Origin of the sequence: Natroniella sulfidigena, assembly GCF_023223645.1 — a bacterium.
Lineage (GTDB): Bacteria > Bacillota > Halanaerobiia > Halobacteroidales > Halobacteroidaceae > Natroniella > Natroniella sulfidigena.
The window spans coordinates 190621-216265 of sequence record NZ_JALKBY010000001.1; the positions used below are offsets into that span (position 1 = coordinate 190621).

At 34.0% G+C, this 25645-nt stretch carries 25 protein-coding genes and 1 other annotated feature; all 25 genes read left to right on the forward strand.

Translation table 11 applies throughout. The features are described 5' to 3' along the window. The first annotated feature begins 13 nt into the window (after positions 1-13). The 25 genes from prmA (at position 14) to ppdK (ending at position 25637) form a co-directional block, all read left to right on the forward strand. On the forward strand, positions 14-904 hold the full coding sequence (gene prmA, locus MWH28_RS00890; RefSeq protein ID WP_248617374.1) for a 50S ribosomal protein L11 methyltransferase: 891 nt from the start codon (positions 14-16) through the stop codon (positions 902-904). A 216-nt stretch (positions 905-1120) separates the two neighbouring features. Next, the gene (locus MWH28_RS00895; protein ID WP_248617375.1) at positions 1121-1858 is read left to right on the forward strand and encodes a 16S rRNA (uracil(1498)-N(3))-methyltransferase; all 738 of its coding nucleotides are present in this window, start codon (positions 1121-1123) and stop codon (positions 1856-1858) included. Between the two features lie 25 nt (positions 1859-1883). Then, a complete protein-coding gene (gene mtaB / locus MWH28_RS00900) occupies positions 1884-3182 on the forward strand; it encodes a tRNA (N(6)-L-threonylcarbamoyladenosine(37)-C(2))-methylthiotransferase MtaB (protein ID WP_248617376.1) in 1299 nt (432 codons plus the stop codon). A 31-nt stretch (positions 3183-3213) separates the two neighbouring features. Beyond that, positions 3214-3558 carry a histidine triad nucleotide-binding protein gene (locus MWH28_RS00905; RefSeq protein WP_248617377.1) on the forward strand — a complete coding sequence of 115 codons (345 nt, stop codon included), beginning with the start codon at positions 3214-3216 and terminating at the stop codon, positions 3556-3558. 27 nt (positions 3559-3585) lie between these two features. Beyond that, entirely contained in the window at positions 3586-4029 is a 444-nt protein-coding gene (locus MWH28_RS00910) for a GatB/YqeY domain-containing protein (protein ID WP_248617378.1), read from the forward strand. A 184-nt stretch (positions 4030-4213) separates the two neighbouring features. Next, the gene (yqfC, locus tag MWH28_RS00915; RefSeq protein ID WP_248617379.1) at positions 4214-4492 is read left to right on the forward strand and encodes a sporulation protein YqfC; all 279 of its coding nucleotides are present in this window, start codon (positions 4214-4216) and stop codon (positions 4490-4492) included. Positions 4493-4505: 13 nt separating this feature from the next. Next, positions 4506-5747, forward strand: coding sequence for a sporulation protein YqfD (yqfD, locus tag MWH28_RS00920; RefSeq protein WP_248617380.1), 1242 nt, complete (start codon positions 4506-4508; stop codon positions 5745-5747). Continuing rightward, on the forward strand, positions 5740-6681 hold the full coding sequence (locus MWH28_RS00925; protein ID WP_428323566.1) for a PhoH family protein: 942 nt from the start codon (positions 5740-5742) through the stop codon (positions 6679-6681). The genes yqfD and MWH28_RS00925 overlap by 8 nt, the downstream gene beginning before the upstream one ends. Positions 6682-6701: 20 nt before the next feature. Continuing rightward, the gene (locus tag MWH28_RS00930) at positions 6702-8837 is read left to right on the forward strand and encodes an HD family phosphohydrolase (protein ID WP_248617382.1); all 2136 of its coding nucleotides are present in this window, start codon (positions 6702-6704) and stop codon (positions 8835-8837) included. Further along, complete coding sequence (ybeY, locus tag MWH28_RS00935; protein WP_248617383.1) at positions 8818-9249, forward strand: rRNA maturation RNase YbeY; 432 nt, start codon at positions 8818-8820, stop codon at positions 9247-9249. The genes MWH28_RS00930 and ybeY overlap by 20 nt, the downstream gene beginning before the upstream one ends. Further along, entirely contained in the window at positions 9249-9947 is a 699-nt protein-coding gene (locus tag MWH28_RS00940; protein WP_282580071.1) for a diacylglycerol kinase, read from the forward strand. Before ybeY ends, MWH28_RS00940 begins: the two co-directional genes overlap by 1 nt. Before the next feature lie 41 nt (positions 9948-9988). Beyond that, the gene (locus tag MWH28_RS00945; RefSeq protein WP_248617385.1) at positions 9989-11293 is read left to right on the forward strand and encodes a hemolysin family protein; all 1305 of its coding nucleotides are present in this window, start codon (positions 9989-9991) and stop codon (positions 11291-11293) included. After that, positions 11274-11870 carry a DUF502 domain-containing protein gene (locus MWH28_RS00950; protein ID WP_248617386.1) on the forward strand — a complete coding sequence of 199 codons (597 nt, stop codon included), beginning with the start codon at positions 11274-11276 and terminating at the stop codon, positions 11868-11870. The genes MWH28_RS00945 and MWH28_RS00950 overlap by 20 nt, the downstream gene beginning before the upstream one ends. Positions 11871-11872: 2 nt before the next feature. Further along, positions 11873-12331, forward strand: coding sequence for a GNAT family N-acetyltransferase (locus MWH28_RS00955; RefSeq protein ID WP_248617387.1), 459 nt, complete (start codon positions 11873-11875; stop codon positions 12329-12331). A gap of 150 nt (positions 12332-12481) precedes the next feature. After that, the gene (gene era, locus MWH28_RS00960) at positions 12482-13393 is read left to right on the forward strand and encodes a GTPase Era (protein WP_248617388.1); all 912 of its coding nucleotides are present in this window, start codon (positions 12482-12484) and stop codon (positions 13391-13393) included. 52 nt (positions 13394-13445) lie between these two features. Beyond that, entirely contained in the window at positions 13446-14129 is a 684-nt protein-coding gene (deoC, locus tag MWH28_RS00965) for a deoxyribose-phosphate aldolase (protein ID WP_248617389.1), read from the forward strand. A 101-nt stretch (positions 14130-14230) separates the two neighbouring features. After that, on the forward strand, positions 14231-14977 hold the full coding sequence (gene recO / locus MWH28_RS00970) for a DNA repair protein RecO (RefSeq protein WP_248617390.1): 747 nt from the start codon (positions 14231-14233) through the stop codon (positions 14975-14977). 14 nt (positions 14978-14991) lie between these two features. Next, positions 14992-15405 carry a DUF4342 domain-containing protein gene (locus MWH28_RS00975; RefSeq protein ID WP_248617391.1) on the forward strand — a complete coding sequence of 138 codons (414 nt, stop codon included), beginning with the start codon at positions 14992-14994 and terminating at the stop codon, positions 15403-15405. A 209-nt stretch (positions 15406-15614) separates the two neighbouring features. Then, positions 15615-15786 (forward strand) — a binding site (T-box leader). Between the two features lie 343 nt (positions 15787-16129). Further along, a complete protein-coding gene (gene glyQ, locus MWH28_RS00980; protein ID WP_248617392.1) occupies positions 16130-17014 on the forward strand; it encodes a glycine--tRNA ligase subunit alpha in 885 nt (294 codons plus the stop codon). After that, positions 17007-19088 carry a glycine--tRNA ligase subunit beta gene (gene glyS, locus MWH28_RS00985; RefSeq protein ID WP_248617393.1) on the forward strand — a complete coding sequence of 694 codons (2082 nt, stop codon included), beginning with the start codon at positions 17007-17009 and terminating at the stop codon, positions 19086-19088. Before glyQ ends, glyS begins: the two co-directional genes overlap by 8 nt. Before the next feature lie 339 nt (positions 19089-19427). Next, entirely contained in the window at positions 19428-20417 is a 990-nt protein-coding gene (glpX, locus tag MWH28_RS00990) for a class II fructose-bisphosphatase (protein ID WP_248617394.1), read from the forward strand. 69 nt (positions 20418-20486) lie between these two features. After that, complete coding sequence (locus MWH28_RS00995; protein WP_248617395.1) at positions 20487-21263, forward strand: kinase/pyrophosphorylase; 777 nt, start codon at positions 20487-20489, stop codon at positions 21261-21263. Positions 21264-21447: 184 nt separating this feature from the next. After that, positions 21448-22071, forward strand: coding sequence for a transcriptional regulator CcpN (gene ccpN, locus MWH28_RS01000; protein WP_248617396.1), 624 nt, complete (start codon positions 21448-21450; stop codon positions 22069-22071). Positions 22072-22094: 23 nt separating this feature from the next. Then, complete coding sequence (locus tag MWH28_RS01005; protein WP_248617397.1) at positions 22095-22913, forward strand: pyruvate, water dikinase regulatory protein; 819 nt, start codon at positions 22095-22097, stop codon at positions 22911-22913. 75 nt (positions 22914-22988) lie between these two features. After that, positions 22989-25637, forward strand: a complete 2649-nt coding sequence (ppdK, locus tag MWH28_RS01010; protein ID WP_248617398.1) for a pyruvate, phosphate dikinase — start codon at positions 22989-22991, stop codon at positions 25635-25637. Positions 25638-25645 lie beyond the last annotated feature (8 nt).

Here is a 25645-nt window from a genome sequence, read left to right on the forward strand (position 1 = left end):
TGAGGTAATTGAGATGAAATGGAAAGAATTGGAGATTAGCACGACTTATCAAGCTTTTGCAGCGATTACTAATCTGTTAGATGAATTTGGGATTGGAAGTATTTTTAAAGAAGCGCTATCTCAAGAAAGTGAAGATGAAATTTTAGTTAAAGCTTATTGTGATGAGGATTCCTTTTCTTCACGCAAGTTTGCTGAATTAAAAAAGAAGATAACTAATTTAAAAGAGTATGATTTAGATATTGGTAGTGGTAAACTAAGAGTAAATGAGCTCCAAGAAGAGGATTGGGCCAACAACTGGAAAGAAAATTTTAAGCCACTTAAGGTGACGGACAAGATCGTAATCAAGCCAACATGGGAGGACTATCAAGCCAGTGCAGACGAAATCATAATTGAGATTGACCCTGGGCAAGCCTTTGGAACGGGCCAACATGAGACGACCACCTCTTGTTTGGAAATGATTGAAAAATATCTTAAGCCAGAAATGAATTGTTTAGATATTGGAACAGGAACAGGAATCTTGGCCATTGCTGCTGCTAAGTTAGAGGCTGGAGCTACTGTGGGAATCGATATTTCCCCAGTAGCTATTACAGCTGCTCAAGAGAATGCTCAGTTGAATCAAGTAGCAGACGAGATAGAGTTTCTAGAAGGGGATTTGGTTGAAGTTGTAGACCAAGATTATGATCTAGTAATTGCTAATATTTTACCCCATATAATTTTAGATTTAATTCCTGATCTTAAAGAAGTAATCAAGCCTGATGGAAAGTTTATTTTATCAGGGATTGTTGAAGAGAAGTTGGATAGAGTTAAGGAAAGATTACAAGAATATCAGTTTAAGGTTGAGGAAGTAGTTCAGAAGAATGAATGGGTGACGATTGTTGGGAGCCAAAAAATAGTTGACAGTTGACAGTGTACAGTGGATAGAAAAAAATCTAAGAGCGGATTTTTTCATCACGAAGGGTTCAAAGAGCCCGAAGGATAAATTTAAAAACTAATAAAACAAAGTCCTGAAAAGCCATATGCCTACAGGATTATAGTGCTTTTTGATTTTAAGACTTTAATGGTCTGCAACTGTCAACTGTAAACCGTAAACTGTAAACTGTAATACGCGGGAGAGGATAAAATGCATCATTTTTTTGTTAAGCCAACTGCTATAGTTGATGGACAAGTTACTATCACTGGACAAGATGTTAGGCATATTACTCGTTCTTTAAGGTTGGATTCTGGGGATAAGATAAGTGTCGCTGATGGAGAAGGGAAGAAATATATAGTAGAGTTGGTTGAATTGACAGATCAATTTGTGAAAGGAAAGGTTCGTCAGGATTTTGTAGCTACTGTAGAACCTGCTACAAAAGTAACTTTGCTACAAGGTCTACCTAAAAGTAAAAAGATGGATTTGATTGCTCAAAAGACGACTGAGCTAGGTATTGATCAGATTATACCTGTCGAGACAGAGCGAAGTATTGTGAAATTAAAGCCTAGTAAAGCTAAACGGCGGCAAAAAAGATGGCAGAAGATAGCTAAGGAGGCAGCTAAACAGTCTGGTAGGGCCAAGATACCAGAGGTTAAGGAACTGCTTGATTTTGAAGAAGCAATCGCCTTAGCTACTGATTATGATCTTGCTTTAATGCCGTGGGAAGAAGAATCAGCAAGTTTAAAAGATGTTATTGTAGGTAATAATAAAATGGAGCAAGTAATGATTGTCATTGGCCCGGAAGGTGGTTTTAGTGAGCAAGAAGTAGAACGGGCCAACGAAGTAGGAATCAAACCTGTCAGTTTAGGACCACGTATTTTGAGGACTGAAACAGCAGGGTTGGCTACTTTATCAATGTTATTATATCAGACTGGAGATTTGGGGTGAATTGCTAATTGATTGGAGGTGATTTATGAAGCGGATTGCCTTTTATACTTTAGGATGTAAAGTTAATCGCTATGATACTGAGGCGATGATTGCTCAGTTTAAAAAAGCAGGATATCAAATCGTTGACTTTAAACAGGAGGCCGATATTTACATAATTAATACCTGTACTGTGACTAAGCAAGGGGCAAGTAAATCACGTAAAATAACGCGGCGAGCTAAGCGAAGAAATCCTGAAGCTTTGGTTGCAGTTGTTGGTTGTTATCCCCAAGTAGATCCTGAGCAGGTAATGGAGATAACAGAGGTTGATTTAGTAGTAGGTACTAAAGGTCGAAGTAAGATTTTAGAGTTTGTTGAACAAGCTATTAATTCGAAGCATCAACTCAATTTTGTTCAAGAGATGGATGAGGAAGAAGATTTTGAAGAGGTTCCGATTCAAAACTTTACGGAACGAACTAGAGCAACAATTAAGATTCAAGAGGGTTGTAATCAATTCTGCTCTTATTGTATCATTCCTTATGCTCGGGGTTCAGTACGAAGTAGAGCGTTAGCAGATGTAATAGCTGAAGTTGAGCGGTTAGTCAAGCATGGTTTTAAGGAGATTGTCTTAACAGGAATTCATTTAGGGGAGTATGGAGCTGATAAAGAGGATTTAAACCTAGTTAAGTTAATTAAAAATTTATTACCGATAACTGGTCTAAAACGAATTAGACTCAGTTCAATTGAAGGAACAGAGGTTAGTCAAGAGTTGATTGAGTTGATTGCTGAGTCGGATAAATTATGTCGCCATCTTCATCTACCCTTACAAAGTGGTTCGGATAAGATCTTACAAGCTATGAACCGTCCCTATCAAGTTAGAGACTTTAAAGAGATGGTTGCCAGAATAAGAGCGCAGGTGCCAGAGATTGCAATTACAACTGATGTGATTGTAGGTTTTCCAGGGGAGAGTGAAGCTGACTTTGAAGAGACTTATCAACTAATGAAAGAGCTTGAATTTAGTGATGCTCATATCTTTAAGTACTCTAAGCGAGAAGGAACCCCTGCTGCTGGTTATGAAAATCAAGTTCACTCTAAAGTTAAGAAAGAACGAAGCAAGAAGTTGAGGGAGTTGACAGCAGAGTTGGCCCGTAATTATCAACAGCAGTTTTTTGGACAGAAGTTAAAGGCCTTATTAGAAGAGAGTCGTGATTATAAGACGGGATTATTGACAGGATTAACTGATAATTACTTGCGAGTCTTTGTTGATGGGGCAGATGATTTAGCTGGACAATTAGTTGAGGTGAAAATAAGAGGAGAAGCAGGAAGAATAATTGGTAGTTTAGAATAATAATATTAAAATCTGGAAAGGAGGAAACGAGATGGAAGATTGTATTTTTTGTAAGATAATTGCCGGAGAAATGGAGAGTGAGATTCTTTATGAGGATGAAGAAGTAATCGCCTTCAAGGATATTGAACCACAGGCTCCAATTCACTTTTTGATTGTACCTAAAAAGCATATTCCTACTTTATTGGATATAGAAGAGGGAGATAATGAATTGATAGGGCATATCCACCAAGTAGCTAATCAACTTGCTCGACAAGAAGGAATTGCAGAGGATGGGTTCCGAATAGTTTCTAATTGTAATGAAGCTGGTGGACAGATAGTTGATCATATCCATTATCATTTATTAGGAGGGCGTAATTTACAATGGCCTCCAGGATAAAATTAAGTTAACTAGGAGGAAATTAAAATGTCATTACATGAAAGGCTAGTAGAAGATATGAAAGCTGCTATGAAAGATAAGGACAAGCAGAAGTTATCTGTAATCAGAATGGCTCGAGCAGCAATTAAAGATCAAGAGATCAATCAACGTAAGGAGTTGACTGATCAGGAGATAGTTGAAGTCCTAGCTAAACTAGTCAAACAGAATAAAGAATCACTGGTTGAATATGAAAAAGCTGAACAAGAAGAACGGGTAGAAGAGCTTAAGCAGGAGATTGAGATTTTACAGGAGTATCTTCCTGAGCAATTGACTGAAGAGGAGCTAGAAGAGTTGATCGATGAAGTGATTTCTGAAGTTGGTGCTCAAGATATGAGTGATATGGGCCAAGTAATGGGAGCAATTATGCCTCAAGTAAAAGGGAAAGCTGATGGGAATATAGTTAATCAATTAGTACGAGAGCGTCTAGGATAGAATAAAAAAGAACCTGTTATGTCTGCAGACATAACAGGTTCTTTTTTAGTTTAAGTTTGAGTCTAAGTTTAAGTAACAGGAAACTCAACCTAAAGATTAATTCTGCCGAAGCGATCTTTAACAGTTAGTAATTAATAATCAGAGCTTTACATATATTTATAAAGTAAATCAAGGAGGAATTTATATGGGAAGGAAAGAAGAAGTTAAAGCTAAAATTACAGAGATGTTTAACCTTCCTCAAGATGTTGTTTTAAATTTGCCCCGGTTAGTATTAATTGGAAATTTAGATTTATTGATTGAAAATCATAGAGGTATTATTTATTACTCCCCTGAATTAATCAAGGTTAGAATTTATCATGGTCTGATATTGATTGAAGGTAGTGAATTGTTAATTGAAGAGTTAGATAAGGATACTATTGTGATTAATGGAGTGCTAAATGATTTTAGTTTTAAGTTAGATTAAGGAGGAAGATACTTTGAGAAGACTCTATGATTTAATTCAAGGGTATATTAGATTACAGATTAAGGGAGAAGATTTAGAAAAATTTCTTAATTATTTAGTTAGAAATGATATAGAGTTATGGAATGTTGTTCGTATAGAGGATATTATTTATGTCAATATTAAACTAAAAGATTTTAAAGAGATTAGAAAATATGTTAGAGCTTCAAAATGTAAAGTTAGAATTGAAGAAAAAGAGGGAGTGCCTTTTTTAATAAGAAGGTTAATCAATAGACGGATGTTGGTAGTGGGGGCTATTATCTTAGTGATTGCTATTTATACTTTATCTTCTTTTGTTTTTTTTATTGAAATTGAAGGAGCAACTGTAGAAAATAAAGAAGAAGTTAAGGAGTTATTAACTGAACTTAAAATTCGTCCTGGAGTATTGAAATCAAGTATAGATTTAGATACGTTAGAGGATTTAATCTTAAAGAAAAGTCCTCAATTTGCTTGGAGTAATGCTTACTTTCAAGGAACTAAATTAGTAATTGAGCTAGCAGAAAAGGAGTTGATAGAGACAGAGATTACTCCTAGTGATATAATTGCTGATAAGTCGGGGATTATTACTGAATTGATTGTATTACAAGGAACACCTGCTGTTGAAGAAGGAATGACAGTTAAAGCAGGAGATTTATTAATCAGTAAGGAAGTAGTAGTGAAGAGTGAAAAAACTGAATCAGATCAAGAGTTAGAGGATGAGGAAGATATAGAAGAAATAGGGGTAGAGACTAAGGAGGTCAAAGCAGAAGGGATTGTTAAGGCCAATGTCTGGTATGAAAGTTATGCTGAAATTGAGTTAGATAAATCTTTTTTACAAGCTACTGCTAATGTGAAGCATAATAATATTATCAGAGTTGAAGATAATGAATTTATTGTTACAGGGCCTAAGGAGCCCCCTTATAGTCAATTTAAGGTTGAAGAAGAAGTTAAATCTCTGCCTGAATGGAGGAATATTGACTTGCCTATCGAATTAGTTAGAAGAAGATATATTGAGCTTAAAGAATTTAAGGTCAAAAAAGATCTTGAAATTGCTAAAGAAGTAGCTAAAGAAAGGGCGATAGATAATTTATTACAGCAAGTAAGTCAGGAAGCTAAGATATTAAATAGTGAATTGAGATTAATTAATTTAGAAGATGATAATTTAATTAGAGTTAAAGCTTTATTAGAAGTAGAAGAAGATATTGGGACTAGGAGGGAAGAGGTAATTGAAGTTGACTAAAGAGATTAGACTGGATAATAACCATGCAGCACAGGTTATATTTGGTAAACAAGACCAAAATTTAAAATTAATTGAAGATAATTTTTCTGTTGAGATTGTTGCTAGAGGAATCTTGATTAAGATTACAGGTGCAGAAGAGGTTATAGATAAAGTAGCTAAGTTATTCAATGAGTTGGAAAAGATAGCTAAGCGAGAAAATAATTTGACTGAAAAAGAGGTTCAGTATGCTATTGAGATAGCTAAAGAGGGTGATTTTTCATTAGATAAGGTTTATTCTGATGTAGTACAGGTTACTAACTCTGGAAAAAAAATTAGACCTAAGACCTTAGGACAAAAGGTGTACTTAGATGCTTTACGCCAAGATGATATTGTATTTGGAATTGGTCCTGCAGGAACAGGAAAAACTTATTTAGCAGTAGCAATGGCAACTAATGCTTTAATGAGCAATCAAGTCAAGCGGATTATTTTAACCCGTCCTGCAATTGAAGCGGGAGAAAATCTAGGTTTTTTACCAGGAGATTTACAAGAAAAAGTTGATCCTTATTTACGTCCGTTATATGATTCTTTATATGATATTTTAGGGGTTGAGAAAGTAAATAAATTATTAGAAAGAGAAGTTATTGAAATTGCACCATTAGCTTATATGAGAGGGAGAACTTTAAAAAGCTCGTTTGTAATTCTTGATGAAGCACAAAATACTACTAAAGAACAGATGAAGATGCTGTTAACTAGATTGGGTTCTAAATCTAAAGCAGTAATTACTGGAGATATTACCCAAGTTGATCTACCGACGAGAAAAGGATCAGGGTTGGCCCATGCTGAAAGTATACTACAACAAATAAAGGGTATTAGTTTTGTTTATTTAAGCAACCAAGATATAGTTAGACATAAGTTGGTAAGAGAGATTGTTAAAGCTTATGATGAGAGTGAGTAATGCTTTTAGGAGTGAATATAATGGGATTTTTTAGTGATTTATTGGATAGATTAGATGAAGTTGATTTTTATAAAGAGAAGACCTTTCAAAGAGTCAGCTGGGGATTATTTGTCTTGATTGCTTTAATAACAATAGTAATTTTTAACTTTTTGCCGGAGAGAGTAGGAGTAGATGTAGGACAAGTTAGTAAAAGGGATATAATAGCCCCTAGAACTATAGAGTATATTGATCAAGAAGAGACTGAACAGCGAAAAGAAGAAGCTGCAGAGGCTATAGCAAAAGTATATGAAGAAGATGCAACTGTCTGGGATGAAGTGGAGGCTGAAATAAGAGGTTTTTTTGAATTAATAAGAGAGACTAGGGAGTTAGAAGATAAAGAACTAGAGTCACAGCTTGAGATTGTAATAAAAGAAGCAGACATAGAATTATCTTCAAAGGAGTTGGAATATTTATTACAAGTTGACCAAGGAATATTGGAGCAACTACAAAGTGATACTTTGATTTTAGTAAAGAACTATCTAAATCAAGGGATTAAAGATGATTCTTTAGTAGAGATTAAAGAACAAATTAAAGAAGAGAAGGTAGATTTAGAGCAAGAAGCTGAATATAATGATGTTGCTGCTCAAATCAGTAGTCAAGTTATTCGTCCTAATCTGATCTTTAACCAAGAAGAGACTGAACAGCGAAGAGAGTTAGCACGTCAGCAAGTTGAACCGGTTAAGCATGTTGTTTATAAAGGTGAGGTTATTGTTCGACATGGGAAGGTAGTAACAGAAGAAGATGTCAAAGTCTTAGAAGCATTAGGCTTAAGGGATCGTAAATTGAATTACTTTAGTTTATTAGGGTATATACTGATTGTATTAATCTTTTTTTCAAGTGTTGCTTTTTATATTTATCAGTATCAGGCTAAAGTTTTAAAAGATGAAGGAATTATGGCCTTATTAGGCCTGTTGCCAATAATTATTTTATTATTGGCTAAGATAGCTAATTATCTACCGATTGAATATCCTTCATTTATTGTCCCAGTAGCTGCTGCTTCGATAATCATTACTATTTTAATCAATACTAGGTTGGCTGTAATCTTTACGATTGGATTATCATTTTTAGTAGCGATAGTTAGTGGTGGAGGGATTATTGATGTAGCAGTAGCAATAGTTAGTGGTTTAACAGGAATTTATAGTGTTTCTAAGGTAAGTCAACGTTCAGATTTAGTGAGGGCTGGTTTTATTGTTAGTGCCACGAGTGCTTTTACTATTTTAGCGTTTTTATTGATTGAAACCCCTTTAGAAGTTATTAGGCTTCTAAAAATAGTTCCTTTAGGGATTTTAAATGGTGTATTAGTAGCGATTGTAACTAATGGTTTATTACCTTATATTGAAAATATATTTGGGGTTACTTCACCGGTTAAATTGTTGGAATTATCCAACCCAAACCATCAATTATTGAAAAGGTTATTGGTAGAAGCTCCAGGAACTTATCATCATAGTATTATAGTTGGTAATTTAGCTGAATCAGCTGCTGATCAGGTAAATGCTGACCCATTATTGACTAGAGTAGGTGCTTATTATCATGATATCGGTAAGATTAAGCGGTCTTATTTTTTTACTGAAAATCAAATTGGTAAAAAGAATCCTCATGATAAATTGTCACCTAATTTGAGTACTCTAATTATTACTTCTCATATTAAGGATGGGATTGAATTAGCTCAGGAGCATAAACTGCCTGAAGTAGTAATAGATATTATTACTCAACATCATGGAACCAGTCTTGTATCTTTCTTTTATCAAGAAGCAGTTTATGATGAAAAGTATAAGAATGTAGATAAGGATGATTTCAGGTATGATGGTCCTAAACCTCAGACTAAAGAAGCGGCATTAATTATGTTAGCGGATGTGGTGGAAGCTGCTGTTAGGTCGAATGTTTCAGCACATAATAACCCTGGTAAATTAGAAGGCTTAGTTAGAGACTTGATTAAAAATAAACTAAATAATGAGCAATTAGATGAGTGTGATTTAACTTTAAAGGATTTAGATAAGATAGCAAATTCTTTTGTGAATATATTACAAGGAATTTTTCATAGTCGGGTTGAATACCCTGATGATATTGCTCAACACTTAAAGGAGGAAGAGATTCCTGATGGAGATATTGATCAATAATTTACAAGATAAGTTAGAAGTAGAAAAGAAATTAGAAAGGTTAATCAGAAAGGTTGTTAAGAAAGTTTTGTTAGAAAAAAATGAACGGAATAAAGAGGTTAGTATTGCTTTAGTGGATAATAAATATATTCAAGAATTAAATCATCGCTATCGCGATCAAAATAAAGCTACCGATGTTTTATCTTTTCCCCAAGAAGATGAGTTATTGTTAGGAGATATTATTATCTCTTTAGAAAGGGCAGCTCAGCAGGCTACAGAGTATAATCATTCATTACAGCGAGAAGTTGGTTTTTTGACGGTTCATGGAATGTTACACCTGCTAGGTTATAATCATTATCAAGCTGCTGAAAAAAAGATTATGCGTACAAAGGAGGAAGAAATTCTAGCTGGACTAGGATTAACTAGAGAGTAATGAAATTTATTCAAAGGTTAATTAATAGCTTTAATTATGCTATTACAGGTATAATTAAGGTTTTAAAGAGCGAATTAAATATGAAGATCCATTTTATCTTTGCAATTTTAGCTTTAAGTAGTGGGGTCTTATTTAATTTGTCTAAGGTAGAGGTCTTAATCTTATTTTTGACGATAACATTAGTAATTTTTGCAGAAATGATTAATACAGCTATTGAAGAGTTAAGTGATCTAGTCTGCCAAGAATTTAATCAACAGATTAAGCTAATTAAAGATATTGCAGCAGGAGCTGTATTGATAACGGCCTTAAATGCTTTAATAGTAGGGTATGTAATCTTTTTTAGGAATTTTAAACCAGTAACATTGGATTTGTTATACCAAATACATCAGACGCCAATTCATTTAACCTTTGTAGCCTTAGTAGTGGTATTATTAATTATAATAGCAGTTAAATCAAGGTTTAATAAAGGAACACCATTACAGGGAGGGATGCCTAGCGGTCATAGTGCAATTGCGTTCTGTTTGATGATTATTATTTCTATATTAGCCAATAATGCTTTAGTAGCTACTTTGGCTCTTTTATTAGCTTTACTAGTGGCTCAAAGTAGGGTAGAAGGTCAAATTCATAGTTTCTGGGAAGTTGTTTGTGGGGCAGTTATAGGTTTAATAGTAGGGATTTTGATTTTTCAATTACTATAACAGAGCACAAGCAATATGATGGATTAGGAGGGCGTAGGTGGATGAGATCAATTGAAATAATGGAGGTAGTTTTATTATTTATACTATTAATTTTATCTGGTTTTTTTTCTGGTGCAGAAACAGCTTTGATGTCAGTTAATAAGGTTGAGATTAGGCACTTAAGACAAGAAGGAGATCTGCAAGCTAAGGTTGTGGATAAATTATTGAGTAGACCAGATAAGTTATTGATTACGATTTTAGTAGGAAATAATTTAGTTAATATAGCTGCTTCTTCGATTGCAACAGCATTGGCAACGGAAGCTTTTGGAGATAAGGGAGTGGGGATTGCAATTGGAGCAGTTACTTTATTTGTCTTGATTTTTGGTGAGATTACTCCTAAATCTTTTGCCAATAAGGAAGCGACAATATTTTCGATGAAGGTGGCTCGTTATATCAAAGTTTGTTATTATTTGTTGGCTCCGATCATTAAACCGTTGACTATTTTGACTAATTTTATGATGAAAAGAAATGAAGATGAAGCAATAAATAAGAAATCATTTGTAAGTGAGGAAAAGATCAGGAAATTTTTAGCTGTTGGGGAGCGAGAAGGTACTATTGAAAGTGATGAAAAGAAGATGATTAATAGTATCTTTGAGTTTGATGATACTTTAGTTAAGGAGATTATGGTTCCTAGAATAGATATGCTTTGTATTGAAATTAATGATGATTTAGAAGGTTTAATAGATATAATTATAGAGAAAGGTTTTTCTAGAATTCCAGTTTATAATGAAACTATTGATAATATAGTTGGAGTTGTGTATGCTAAGGATTTATTGCCATTATTAAAAAAAGAAGAATTCAAAGCAGATATTAAAGAGATTATGCGACCAGCTTATTATGTTCCAGCTACTAAGAAAGTTGATAACTTATTAAGTGAATTGAGAAAAGAAAAGATACATATGGCAATTGTGTTGGATGAATATGGGGGAACAGATGGTTTAGTTACAATAGAGGATCTACTAGAGGAGATTGTAGGAGATATTCAAGATGAATATGATAAGGAAAAGAAATTAATTAAAGAGATTAATGAAGGTGAAATCTTGGTTGATGGTCGGGTTGATATCGATGAAATTAATGCTTTGTTAGATATTGAGTTACCAGAAGAGGACTATGAAACAATTAGTGGTTTTATTTTAAGCAAGTTAGGATATGTTCCTGATGAAGAAGAAGAGATTGAGTATCAAAATTTAAAGATTATTGTACAAAAAATCGTAAGACGTAGAATTTCTGAGGTAATAGTAAAGAGGTTGAATCAAGCTGTTTTAGAAGAGGTTCAGGAGGATAAAGATGTTCAAGAAGATACGTAATTATCTGATTACAGGACTGATTGTTCTGTTGCCTTTGTTGGCAACTAGCTATATTATTTTGAAGATAGTAAGTTTGGTAGATGGTATTTTTAGTCCTATAATCAGGTTAATAATTGGGCGAGAAATTTATGGCTTGGGCTTTATAATTACTTTTGTGATTGTTTTAGGAGTAGGAATAGTAGCAACAAATGTGTTGGGAAAAAAGATAATTAGTATTGGAGAAAGATTATTAACTAGAATACCTATTGTCAGAAAGATTTATTTAACCATTCAACAGATTTTAGATGCTTTATTGTTAAAAAAGAAGACTGATTTTCGTAAGGTTGTCTTGGTTGAGTATCCTAAGGAAGGAATTTATCAGCTTGGCTTTTTAACTTATGAAGGTAAAGGGGAAGTGCAAAATAAGTTGAATAAAAGTGTAGTCAATGTTTTTATGCCTACTACTCCTAATCCTACATCGGGAATGTTAATTTTAGTGCCTACTGAGGATATAATTTATTTAGATATGACAATTGAAGAAGGTTTAAAATGGGTTATTTCTGGAGGGACAATAGTGCCTGAAAAGGAGGAGCATTAATAGTGGAAGTTGAGATTAAACAGTTAACAGATCATACTGAACAAGCATTAATTAAAGAAGTAGTGGCGATTGAACGGCAGGCTTTTGGTGAGGGTGCTCTCAATTATTGGGGAGTAGTTCAGATGATTCATTATGGATTAGTTTATATTATCTATGTTAATAGTAAGCCTGCTGGTTTGGTATATTATATGCGAGAGATGATTAAAGCAGATAGTGCTTATTTATATAGTTTAGTAATTGCTGATGAGTATCGTGATAGAGGGTTTGGTAGTCAATTGTTAGACTATTCATTAGCTGAAGTTAAAAAATATGGTGTTAAAAGAGTGGAGTTGACAGTAGCTCCTGATCACAAAAAAGCAAATTATCTTTATCAGACTAAATTCGGTTTTAAGAAGAAAGATTTTCGTAAAGATGAGTATGGGCCAGGGGAAGATAGAGTGATTATGGAACTTAATTTATAATAATTCTTCTTATATAATTGGATTAGCTGGTAATTTATTAGTGGATTTAATTATTGAATATCTAGTTTTGCTGAGGGAAAACTAATCTTAAATTTCTAATTAGTATAACAAACTAGAATTATTAATCACTAGAAAGGGGGAGTTAGAATAGTGGATCAATTAGGAGAAAAAGAGGGGTTTAAATCAGGGTTTATTGCAGTTGTTGGACAACCTAATGTAGGTAAATCAACTTTAATTAATAGTTTGATTGGAGAGAAGTTGGTAATAACTTCTCGAAAAGCTCAGACTACTCGTAATAAGATTCAGTGTATCTTGACACTAGATGATGCTCAGTTGGTCTTTATTGATACGCCAGGAATTCATACTCCAAAAGATAAGATGGGGAAACACTTAAATAGGACAGCATATAATGTACTTAAAGGAATTGATTTGATTTTATTTATGGTTGATGTTAATTATCCACCGAATGCTGCAGATAAAAGAATAGCTAATGAATTAGAGAAGTTTGATATTCCTATTTTACTGGTTCTAAATAAGGTGGATGATATGGACAAATCTAGCTTGGGCCAACGTATCCAAGAGTATGAAAGAATAATACAAGCTAATGATCTGTTGACTATTTCTGCTAAGCAAGAAATAAATTTAGAAGAGCTAGTGGAGATGATGGTTGATTTTCTTTCTGAAGGACCTCAATACTATCCAGATGAGATGGTAACAGACCAGATTGAGCAGTTTATTATTGCGGAAATGATCAGAGAAAAGATTCTTGCTCATACTCATCAGGAAGTACCACACTCTGTGGCAATTGAGATTATAGATTTTGTAGAGCGAGAGGATAAGGAGCTAATTGAGATCAGGGCCAACATTTATGTTGAGCGGAGCTCACAAAAGGGGATCATAATTGGTAAGAATGGAAGAATGTTAAAGAAAATTGGTACTCAAGCAAGACAGGATATAGAAGATTTATTAGGTACTAAGGTCTTTTTAGATTTATGGGTGAAAGTAGAGAAAGATTGGCGTGATGAAGATGATGCATTAAAGATGTTAGGATATAAGGATTAAGAAAAGAGGTTTAGCAAAATAAATAACTAAAAGAAGTAGGGGTGTTGTAATCGTGGCGATTAAACCTAAAGATATGGCTAAAATGATCGACCATACAATTTTAGAGCCAATAGCAACTGTCTATGATGTTAAAGAAAAATGTGATGAGGCTAAGGAATATGAATTTACTTCAGTCTGTGTTAATCCCTGTTTTGTACCTTTGGCTACTCAATTATTAAAGGAGACTTCTGTTAAGGTTTGTACAGTAATTGGTTTTCCACTTGGTGCTAGTACTCCTGAAACTAAAGCTTATGAAACTAAAAATGCTGTTAATAATGGAGCTCAAGAGATTGATCTTGCACTCAATGTTGGCCCGATAAGGTCGCATAATTGGGAATTTGTCAAGCGAGAGGTTAAGGCTGTAGTAGATGCAACTAAAATTGCAGGGGTCACAAAGGATATTATTACAAAAGTAATTATTGAACCTGCTTATTTGAATGAAGATGAGATCAAAAAAGTTTCTGAAATTGCTAAAAAGAATGGAGCAGATTTTATTAAGGTCTCAACTGGCTTTGCTTCTAGAGGAGCTACTATGGAAGATGTTAGTTTAATTAGAAAGACAGTCGGACGTTCGATAGGTGTTAAGGCTGTAGGAGAAATCAAAAACTTTGATGATGCCTTGGATATGTTAGATGCTGGGGCCAATCGTATTGGAACCAGTCATGGGATAGCAATTGTAACAGGGGAAGATGAATAGCTGAACTTGAAATTTGGTACCTTTAAGGGGTGCCAAATTTTTAATTATTGTTTATTATATATTGATTTAGCATAAACTATTGATTAAAGGGATTGAGAATTATGTCATTGTTTACTACAGATGCGATTGTGCTTAGAGATTATGAATTAGGAGAGGCAGATAAGATTGTTCTGTTATTTAGTAAAACAAAAGGGAAGATTAAAGTTGTTGCTAATGGAGCTAGGAAGACTAAAAGTACTTTAGCAGCAGGAATGCAACCTTTTATTTATAATCAGATTATTGCTTATCAAGGAAAATCGGAGTTAGCTAAGTTAAGCCAATGTGATATCAAAGAAAACTTTCGTACTTTATGTGATGATCTATTTAAAATGGCTTATGCTTCTTATATTGTTGAGTTGATCATTAAATTAACGGTGGATAGAGAGGAAAATCAGTTAGTTTTTAGCTTGTTATTATTGACTTTAAGGTTATTAGATCAATTTGATGAGCCAGATTTAATAGTTAAGGCTTTTGAGTTAAAATTGCTCAAGATTTTAGGGTATCGTCCTCATCTAAAAGACTGTATTAAATGTAATAGTAAGCTAACTCAAGGGCTTAAATTTGATGCTTTAGCTGGAGGAGTTGTCTGTGCTGACTGTGCTAGTTATACTAGCAAAAATATAAGTTTAGGAACAGTAAAATTTATGGAACAGTTGCTCAAATTAGATTATAAGAAGCTATTTAGATTGCGGATGACTGCTCAAATTGATCAAGAACTGTTAATTATAATTCCTCATTATATTCAAACCTTAATCGACAGTAAGTTGGAAACAGTGGCTTTCTTGCGGAGTTTAAGAGACTTAAGTTAAGGAGGAAGAGGATCATGGAAGATTTAGAGAAGTTAGATGTGATTAAAGAAAGAACGGGAGCTAGTTATGAAGAGGCAATCACTGCTTTGAAAAATAGTAATGGTGATGTTTTAAAGGCTATAATTCAGCTAGAAGAGGAAAATAGCAAGCAAAATAATACTGATAATTCTTCTAATAATAATTACAATTACTATAAAGAGGAGTTTCAGGTACAGGGTCAAAAGATATTAGGCAAAGTTAAAGAGTTGATCAAAGAAGGGAATATAACCCGGATTAAGGTCAAGAAAGGTGAAAAGGTATTAGTTGATATTCCTGCTACTGCAGGGGTGATTGGAACAGTTCTCTATCCTTCATTATTGCTACTAGGTTCAGTAACTGCTTTGGCTACTGAGTGTACAATTGAGGTAGAGCGAGTAAAGAAGGAATAATTATAAAATAGCTTAAGTCTGAGGTTGAGTTTGAGGTTAAGTCAACCATCAAAATCATAAGGTCTTAGCTCTTACTTAAACTTAAACTTAGACTTAACCTTAACCTAAAATGGGCAATTGCCCATTTTGCTCTTTAGATTTTACTAGTCACTAATTCCTATTGACAAATAGAAGAGAGTTTGATATATTTAAGACAAATTTGAATATTCTAGATTATGATGAACAAAAGTAGTAATTAGCCACTGCTATTAAAGCGAGCTAGAGCAGGTGGGAGTCTAGCATAGTAAGCTAATGAAGGCATTTGGGAGTAATCTTTATAAAGTGGATCCTTAGTGATTGAGGATTAAGCAGGGTGGAACCGCGGGAAACCTCGTCCCTGATAGTATTAATTATACTATTAGGGAGGGGGTTTTTTAAGTTCAGTTGATAGTGTACAGTGAACAGTGTATAGTTAAAAATCTTAAAGAATTGTGTTCTTAAAGTTTTTGAATTTGTAGATGTTCAAATTTGAGGTAACGTTTAATTACAATATTGCTTCACTTCAGTTAGTAGTGTATAGGGTATAGTGTATAGTTGAAAATCTTAAAATCAAGTGCTTTTAAAGTTTTATTTGTAGAGGTTTAAAAGGTTTTGAACTTAACTATCCACTATCAATTATCAACTATACACTATTGATATAAAGTGAAGCTTTATATCAATAGTAAACAGGAAAGTGGGGGATTTGATGCAATTTCAAGAAATGATTAATACTTTAACTGAGTACTGGTATCAACAAAATTGTGTTATTAGACAACCTTATGATGTTGAAGTCGGTGCTGGGACAATGAATCCAGCTACGTTTTTGCGGGCCTTAGGGCCAGAAGATTGGAATGTTGCTTATGTTGAACCATCTCGTCGACCAGATGATGGACGTTATGGTGATAATCCAAATCGAGTTTATCAACATCATCAATTTCAGGTGATTATGAAACCATCACCGGATAATATTCAAGAGTTATACTTAAAGAGTTTGGAAGCTTTAGGGATCGATCCAAAGAAGCATGATATTCGTTTTGTTGAGGATAATTGGGAAGCACCTACCCTAGGAGCTTGGGGGCTTGGTTGGGAAGTCTGGTTAGATGGAATGGAGATTACCCAATTCACATATTTTCAACAGGTAGGAGGGCTTGAATGTAAGCCAGTAGCTGTTGAGATAACTTATGGTTTAGAGCGGATTGCAATGTATTTACAAGAGGTAAATAGTGTTTATGATATTGAGTGGGTTGAAGGAGTAAGCTATGGAGATGTTCATCACCAAGCAGAGGTTGAACATTCTAAGTATAGCTTTGAAGTAGCAGATATTGAAACATTATTGACGCTTTTTAATCTATATGAGAAAGAAGCTCAGCGAGCAATTGATGAAGATCTTGTCTTACCTGCTTATGATTATGTTTTAAAGTGTTCTCATACCTTTAATGTCTTAGATGCACGAGGAGCTATTTCTGTGACAGAGAGGACAAACTATATTAGTAGAGTACGTGATTTAGCTCGCTTATGTGCTCAAGCCTATGTTGAGCAGCGAGAAGAATTAGGGTATCCACTTTTGAAAGGAGGTCAAGATAATGAGTAATGACTTATTATTAGAGGTTGGAACTGAAGAGATTCCCGCTGGTTTTATGGAAGGTGCTTTTGAGCAGTTAGAAAGGTTGGCCCGTGATTTATTTACAGATAATAGAGTTGAAATTGGAGAAGTTAAAGCTACTGGAACTCCACGTAGATTAGCTTTATATATTAAAGATGTAGCAGAACAACAAAGTGATTTAAAGAAAGAAGTACGAGGTCCTGCTAAAAGTGTTGCATTTGATGAATCAGGAAACCCTACTAAAGCAGGAGCAGGTTTTGCTAGAGGACAGGGAATTACTCCTGAGGAATTAGAGATTAGAGACACGGAAAATGGAGAGTATGTATTTGCTGTAACTGTAGAAGAAGGAAAAGCTACTACTGAGTTATTATCTGAATTGTTAGTTAAGATTATCAAAGAGTTAAACTTCCCTAAATCAATGAGATGGGCCAACCAAGAATTGAGGTTTGCTCGACCAATTAAGTGGTTGTTAGCTCTGTATGGAACGGAAAAGATAGATCTTTCCTTAGCTGGAGTTGAATCAGATAATTGGACTTTAGGTCATAGATTTTTAAGTGATGGCCAAGTTAAGATAGATAAAGCAGCTACTTATTTTGATAAATTAGAAGAGGAATATGTAATTGCAGATCATTTACAAAGAAGAGAGATGATTGTTGAACAGATTAAAGAGATTGGACAGCAACATGATGTAGAGGTAGTTATTGAGGAAGAGCTATTACATGAGGTTAATTTCTTAGTTGAATATCCTACTGCTTTATGTGGAAAGTTTGAAGAAGAATTTTTGCAATTGCCTGAAGAGGTATTAATTACATCGATGCGGGAGCATCAAAGGTACTTTCCTGTTAAAGATGAAGCAGGTGAGTTAAAGAATATGTTTGTTACAGTTAGAAATGGAACGGATGAGTATATTGATACGGTTAGAGCAGGAAATGAGAAGGTTTTGCGAGCTCGTTTATCTGATGGGATCTTTTTCTATCAAGAGGATCAAAAAGAAAAGTTAGAGGAAAAGCTTGAAGAGTTAAAAGATATTATCTTCCAAAAAGAATTGGGAACTTTATATGAAAAGGTTGAACGGATGGTCACTTTAGCAGAGGATTTTGGTCAGTTACTGGAGTTGTCCAATGCTGAGATTAAGCAAGCTAAAAGGGCTGCTAAGTTAGCTAAAGCAGATTTAGTAACAGAGATGGTCAATGAGTTTGCTAAATTGCAGGGAACGATGGGGAAAGAGTATGCTCTCTTAGATGGTGAAGATGAAGAGGTTGCCCAAGCAATCTTTGAACATTATTTACCACGCCATGCGACAGATCAATTACCTGGATTAGAAATCTCTAGAGTAATTAGTATAGCAGATAAGATTGATAATATTGTAGGATGCTTTAGTGTGGGGATTATTCCAACTGGATCTCAAGATCCATATGCTTTACGTAGACAAGCCCAGGGAATAGTTAAGATTATTGTTGATGCTGGTTTAAATCTTAAATTAGATCAACTAATCGATACAGCTTTAGATGCATTAGCTGAGCAGGATAAATTAGAAGCTTCAGCAGCAGAAGTTAAAGAAGAGGTATTAGAATTCTTTAAATTGAGATTAGAGAATCTATTAGAGGAAGCAGAGATTAGATATGATGTATCAGATGCAGTATTAGCGACTAATTACTATGATGTTAATGATACTTTAATGAGAGCAGATGCAGTAATGGAGTTTAGAGGAGAAGAAGGGTTTGAAGAGTTGATCACTGCCTTTAATCGAGCAAGTAATCTGGCAGCTAAAGCAGAAAGTGAGCAACTTGACCCTGAGTTGTTCGAAGCAGAAGCAACAAAAGAGTTATATTCTGCTTATCAGGAGGTTAAAGAAGAGATTGAAGAGTTGACTACTAAAAAATATTATTTACAAGCTTTACAAGAAGTAGCTAAACTAAAAGGGCCAATTGATAACTTCTTTAACTCTGTAATGGTGATGACTGATGATCAGCAAGTTAAAAATAACAGATTAGGATTATTAAAGGTTGTTTCACAATTACTATCGAGGATAGCTGATTTGACTAAAATAGTAATTGATTAATCAAGAGAGCAATCTAAGTTAAAGCTTAGGTTGCTTTTTTATTGTTCAGGAAATTATGTTTTTAGAGGCTGCGGATAACTTTTATCAGTTTGGATTTGTTGGTTTTACTTAAACTTAATCTTAGGCTTAAGCTGAGTTGCCTCCGGCAACTTTTTTATGAGTATAATTGTCATAATATTATTAAAATTTAGAATTTGAAATATTTGTTATAAAGGCAGGAAAAGGTTATTAAATATAGTATTAGTATAATATATATCAACTAAAGGCAAAAATGTGTTATGTTTTTTGCTTTATATTAGATATGTAATACATTAAATTTTTGAAAGGGGTTAATATTAAATGGAACGAGAATTAGCTTTAGAACTTGTTAGAGTAACGGAAGCTGCTGCTTTGGCTGCAGCACCATGGATGGGAAAAGGAGATAAGATAGCAGCAGATCAAGCAGCTGTCGATGCAATGCGAGCTACTTTTGATACTGTAAATATGGAAGGGACTGTAGTAATTGGAGAAGGAGAGAAGGATGAAGCTCCAATGTTGTATACTGGTGAAGAGCTTGGAGCTGGAGGAGATATTGAATTAGATATCGCAGTTGATCCAGTAGAAGGTACTAGGCTAGTAGCTAAAGGTTTGCCTAATTCTTTAGCAGTTGTTGGTGCAGCTGAGAGAGGACATCTACTTAATGCACCTGATATGTACATGAAAAAGATTGCTGTTGGCCCGGAAGCTAAGGGAGTAATTGATTTGGAGGCTTCTCCGACTGAAAACTTACAGGCTGTAGCTAAAGCTAAAGGTAAAGATGTATCAGATTTAACAGTTATTATACTGGATCGACCTCGTCATGAGGAGATAGTTAAGGAGATTAGGGAAGCAGGAGCTAGAATTAAGTTCATACTTGATGGAGATGTTGCAGGAGGGATTGCTACTTCTTTAGAGTATACTGGAGTTGATATGCTGATTGGAATTGGTGGAGCACCAGAAGGGGTGTTGACTGCTGCAGCTCTTAAATGCTTAGGTGGTGACATGCAAGCCCAATTACATTCACGCAATAAAGCTGAAACAGAAAAAGCTTTACAAATGGGGATTGATAACATAGATCAGATATTTAGTATAGATGATTTGGTAAAAGGAGATGACGCACTCTTTTCAGTAACTGGAATAACAGATGGGGAAATGTTAAATGGAGTTAGATACCATGGTGACCAAGCTGAAACACATTCTATTGTAATGAGAAGTAAAACGAGAACAATCAGACATATTAAAGCTAAGCATAGAATTGAGTATAAGCCGTCTTACTTTAAAAAAGAGGTTTTAGCTACTAAAGAAATATAATAATTAAGAATTAATATCTCCCCTGATTTAGTAATATTATGTATTACACTAAATGAAAGGGGAGAAAAAATGAAAATTAATTATTATTTGCTTTCAGATTTTTCATTAGAATTTAATTTAGAGAAGGTTTATCGTTGGAGCGGAAGTGAAGACTTAGTAGTTAATAATTACTTAGGTAAAGTAACTGAAGATAATATAGAACAAATTATAGAAGGAGCAATTAGGAAAAGAGCAATTTTATTTTATGCTTTCAGTCAAACTTTATTAAAAGAGAAAGTAGAGAATATTTTAAATGATACTGATTTAGCTTCTTTTAATTTTTTAGAATTTGGTTTGTGTACACTATTTCAATCATTTAGAGTACACAAAAGAGAGCAAATTAAGACTGAGCTTGATTATTTCAAAAAGATAAAGGCAATGGAGTTTTCTTTACAAGCTGATGAACGAGTTAGCTGGGATAAATTAGATGAAGCAGATATCATTTTATTAGGAGTCTCCTGTACTGCTAAAACACCTCTTGCTCTGTATTTAGGGTATCTAGGTTATAAGGTTTCTAATCTACCATTAGTTCCTGAAATTAGTTTAGATATAGATAAGTTATTACTCTATCAAAATAAAATTGTAGGTTTAACAATTAAGAAAGATTATTTAAAAGAATTACGAAAGAGAAAAATCAGTGAGTTAGGCCTACCTATTAATTCTAAATATTCACAGGAAAGTAGAATACTAGAAGAAATTGATTATGCTGAAGAAATTTTATCGGATTTAGAAGCTCCTGTGATTGATGTTACTGACAAATCAATTGAGAAGTTGGCTATAGAAGTGTTAGAAGCGATTAGATTATAAAAGATGCCAAAACTTAGTTGAATTTTTGTTGATAAATTAGATAAAAATTATAAAAGATGCAGGAAAAAAACAATTAGTATAGTATATATAATAAATAGTTCAACATAAATAATATTAATACAACATATAGCATACAATATATTTGTGGGATAATTTTCAGAGTAATATTTGATTGCAAGGAGGGGTGAAGATTAAATTAAATACTAGGCAAAAAAAGATAGTTGAAATAGTAAAAAACAATGAACCAATTACAAGTCATAAAATAGCTGAAAAATTGAGCTTGACTAGAGGGGCTTTAAGAGCTGATTTATCTGTATTAACTATGACTAATATTTTAAAGGCTAAGCCTAAAGTTGGATATTTTTATTCCAATGAAGATAATAAACTTATAGATTTAGAAAAATTATACGGTAAAAAAGTAGAAGATATAAAATCAATTCCTGTAGTAGTCAAAGAAGAAACCTCAGTTTATGATGCTATCGTCACCCTTTTTTTTGAGGATGTAGGTTCTTTATTTGTGATTGATGATCAGCAGGTATTGTTAGGAATTGTTTCTAGAAAAGACTTACTAAAAGTAACCATGGGAGAAAATGATTGTAACCAAATTCCTGTTAGTATAACTATGACTAGAATGCCTAATATTATTACAGTAGAAAGAGAAGATACTATTCTTCAAGCTGCTGAGAAGATAGTTAGATATGAGATAGACACTCTACCAGTAGTTGAAACTAAAGATAATGGAAAAGTAAAAGTAGTTGGTAGGATTAGTAAGACTGATGTAGTTAGGATTTTTGTTGATTTTTATTAGAGGTATAAGGAGGCAGACATTCTATGATAAAACCAGATGAGGATTTAATAATTTTTATTATCTCAGATTCTGTGGGTAAAACAGCAGAAAATGTAATTAATGCAGTAACTAGTCAATTTGAAACTAATAGGATCGAGATTAAAAAATTTAATAATGTAACTAATATAGCAAAATTATCTAAAGTGATCAATAAAGCTTTGGAAGAAGATAATGTCTTATTAGCTTATACAATTATATTACCAGAGTTATGTAAGTATATTGAAAGTGAAGTACAAAGATTAAATCTTCCTAGTGTAGATCTTATAGGGCCAGCAGTAAATAAAATTTCTGATCTAGTAGGCCAGCGACCCGAAAGAGAACCAGGATTAAATCGTAGGTTAGATCAAGAATATTTCAAACGAATTGATTGTATAGAGTTTGCTGTTAGATGTGATGATGGGAAGAATATTAGTAAATTAGATCAAGCCGACTTTGTTTTAATTGGCATATCGAGAACATCTAAAACTCCATTAAGTATGTATTTAGCTAATCAAGGATATAAACCTGCTAATATTCCTTTAGTCCCTGAAGTAACTCCACCACAGGAGTTATATGAATTACCTTCTAAAAAAGTAGTAGGTTTGACAATTGATCCTGATAATTTACGAGGAATTAGAGAAGAGCGATTAAGAGTAATGAACTTTAATAAACGGGCCAACTATGCAAGGGTAAATAGGATATTAGAAGAGCTTACTTTTGCTGAAGAAATCATGAAAAAAGTAGGATGTATGGTGGTTAATGTAACCAATAAGTCAATTGAAGAGACAGCTAGTAAGATATTAGCAGAAGCTAATGAGTCATAAAGAAATAAAAACAGATTGCTTTATAAAAGAGAAGTTTTTTTAATTTAAACATAAATAAAAAGGAGCTGATAAAAGATGTGTTCTGAAAAAAAGTATGTTTACTCATTTGAAGAAGGATCACTAGAGTTAAAATCATTATTAGGTGGTAAAGGGGCCAACTTAGGTGAAATGACAAGTTTAGGCTTACCAGTGCCTCCAGGAATGACAGTAACTACAGAAGCATGTAATCTGTATTATGAAAGTGGTGAACAATTACCAGAATTCTCAAGAGAAGAGATTCGAAGTTATTTAACAGAGTTAGAAGAAAAGATGGATAAGAGTTTTGGTGATGATAATAACCCATTGCTTTTATCAGTTAGATCTGGAGCAGTAATTTCTATGCCTGGAATGATGGATACCATCTTAAATTTAGGACTTAATGATCAATCTGTAAAAGGTTTAGCTAAAGAAACAGGAGATGAAAAATTTGCTTATGATTGTTACCGAAGATTTATTCAAATGTTTGGGGAAGTAGTATTAGATGTTGAAGCATATAAATTCAGTCGGAAATTAGATAGCTTAAAAGAAGAGGTAGGGGCAGAAACAGACATTGATTTGACTGTTGATCACTTAAAAGAGTTGATTGATAAGTTTAAGTTGATTGTTAAAGAGGAAGCTGAAGTTGATTTTCCTCAAGATCCAATGGAGCAGTTGATTACCGCAGTAGAAGCAGTCTTTGGTTCTTGGAATAATAAGCGGGCAATTGTTTATCGTGATGCTCATGATATCGATCATGAGTTAGGAACAGCTGTTAATATTCAGTCAATGGTCTTTGGAAATATGGGCCAAGATTCAGGAACAGGTGTTGTCTTTACTCGTAATCCATCAACAGGAGAGAATAAATTATACGGAGAGTATTTATTGAATGCTCAAGGTGAGGATATAGTAGCTGGAATCAGAACTCCTGAAGATATTCAAACTTTCAAAGATTCACTACCAGAGGTCTATGAGCAATTAGTAGAGGTGACAGAGACGTTAGAAAAGCATTATAAAGATATGCAGGATATAGAATTTACAGTAGAGAAGGGTAAATTATATTTATTACAGACTAGAACTGGTAAAAGAACTGCTAAATCTGCAATTAAAATAGCAGCAGATATGGCTGAAGAGGGTTTGATTGATCAGGATCAAGCATTATTAAGAGTAGAGCCAGAGCATATAGAAAAAGTATTACATCGCCAAATTGATCCAGAAGCTGAAACAGAAGTAATCGCTAAAGGGTTACCTGCTTCTCCTGGAGCTGCAGCGGGAACAGTAGTCTTTTCAGCAGATGAAGCTGAAAAGATAGCTGAAAATGGTGAAAAGGTAGTCTTAGTTAGTTTAGAAACAACTCCTGAAGATATTCATGGTGTATTAGCTGCTGAAGGTGTATTGACTACTCGTGGTGGTATGACTAGCCATGCAGCAGTGGTAGCTAGAGGAATGGGTAAGCCATGCGTCTGTGGTTGTGATGAAATTAAGATAGATTTTGAAGCAGGAGAATTTACAGTAGGAGGTCAGACAGTAAAAGAAGGAGAACGCATTACGATTAATGGTGGAACTGGAGAAGTTATCTTAGGAAAAGTAAAGATGACTGAAGCTAAGTTGAGTCAAGAGTGTAAAGATATTCTACAGTGGGCTGATGATCGTAGGGATTTACAGGTGAGAACCAATGCTGATAATGGTACTGATGCTAGTAAGGCTTTTGAATTTGGAGCAGAAGGAATTGGATTATGTAGAACAGAACATATGTTTATGGCAGCTGACCGAGTGCCAATCGTACAAAGATTGATCTTAAGTGAATCCGATCAAGAAAAAAGAGATGCACTAACAGAATTAGAACCGATTCAGTGCCAAGATTTTGAAGAAATCTTTGCTGAAATGGAAGGGCGAGCAGTAACAGTAAGATTATTAGATCCACCATTACATGAGTTTTTACCTAACTTACCTGAGTTGATAGAAGAGGTAACAGAGTTGAGAGTAAAAGGTGAGAAAGAGAAATTAAAAGAAAAAGAGAATCTATTAAGAAAAGTAAAGAATATGGATGAATCAAATCCAATGTTAGGATTTAGAGGTTGTCGGCTAGGAGTTATCATTCCAGAAATTTATGAAATGCAAGCTAGAGCTCTCTTTAAAGCAGCTATTAAGTTAGCTACAGAAGAAGATACTAAAACTGAGCTAGAAATTATGATTCCTTTAGTTTCAGAGTTAGCTGAATTTGAGATCTTAAGAGAGAGAATTGAAGAAATAGCAGACCAGTTATTGACTGAAGCAAATTTAGAGCTTGATTATAAAGTTGGAACGATGATTGAATTACCACGAGCATGTATGACAGCTGATCAGATTGCTCAAAAGGCTGATTTCTTCTCCTTTGGAACCAATGATTTAACTCAAACTACTTTTGGTTTCAGTCGAGATGATGCTGAAGGTAAGTTCTTGCATGAGTACTTAGAAAGAGAAGTAATTGAAGATAATCCATTTATTACATTAGATGCTGCTGGAGTAGGAAAACTAGTTAATTTGGCTGCTAAATCAGGACGTCAAGCTAACCCAGATTTAAAAGTAGGTATCTGTGGAGAGCATGGTGGAGAACCAAGATCAATTGCATTATGTCAAGAATATGGTTTAGATTATGTCAGTTGTTCTCCTTATCGAGTACCTGTAGCTCGATTAGCAGCAGCACAAGCTAAAATTAAAAAATCTTAAATTAATTA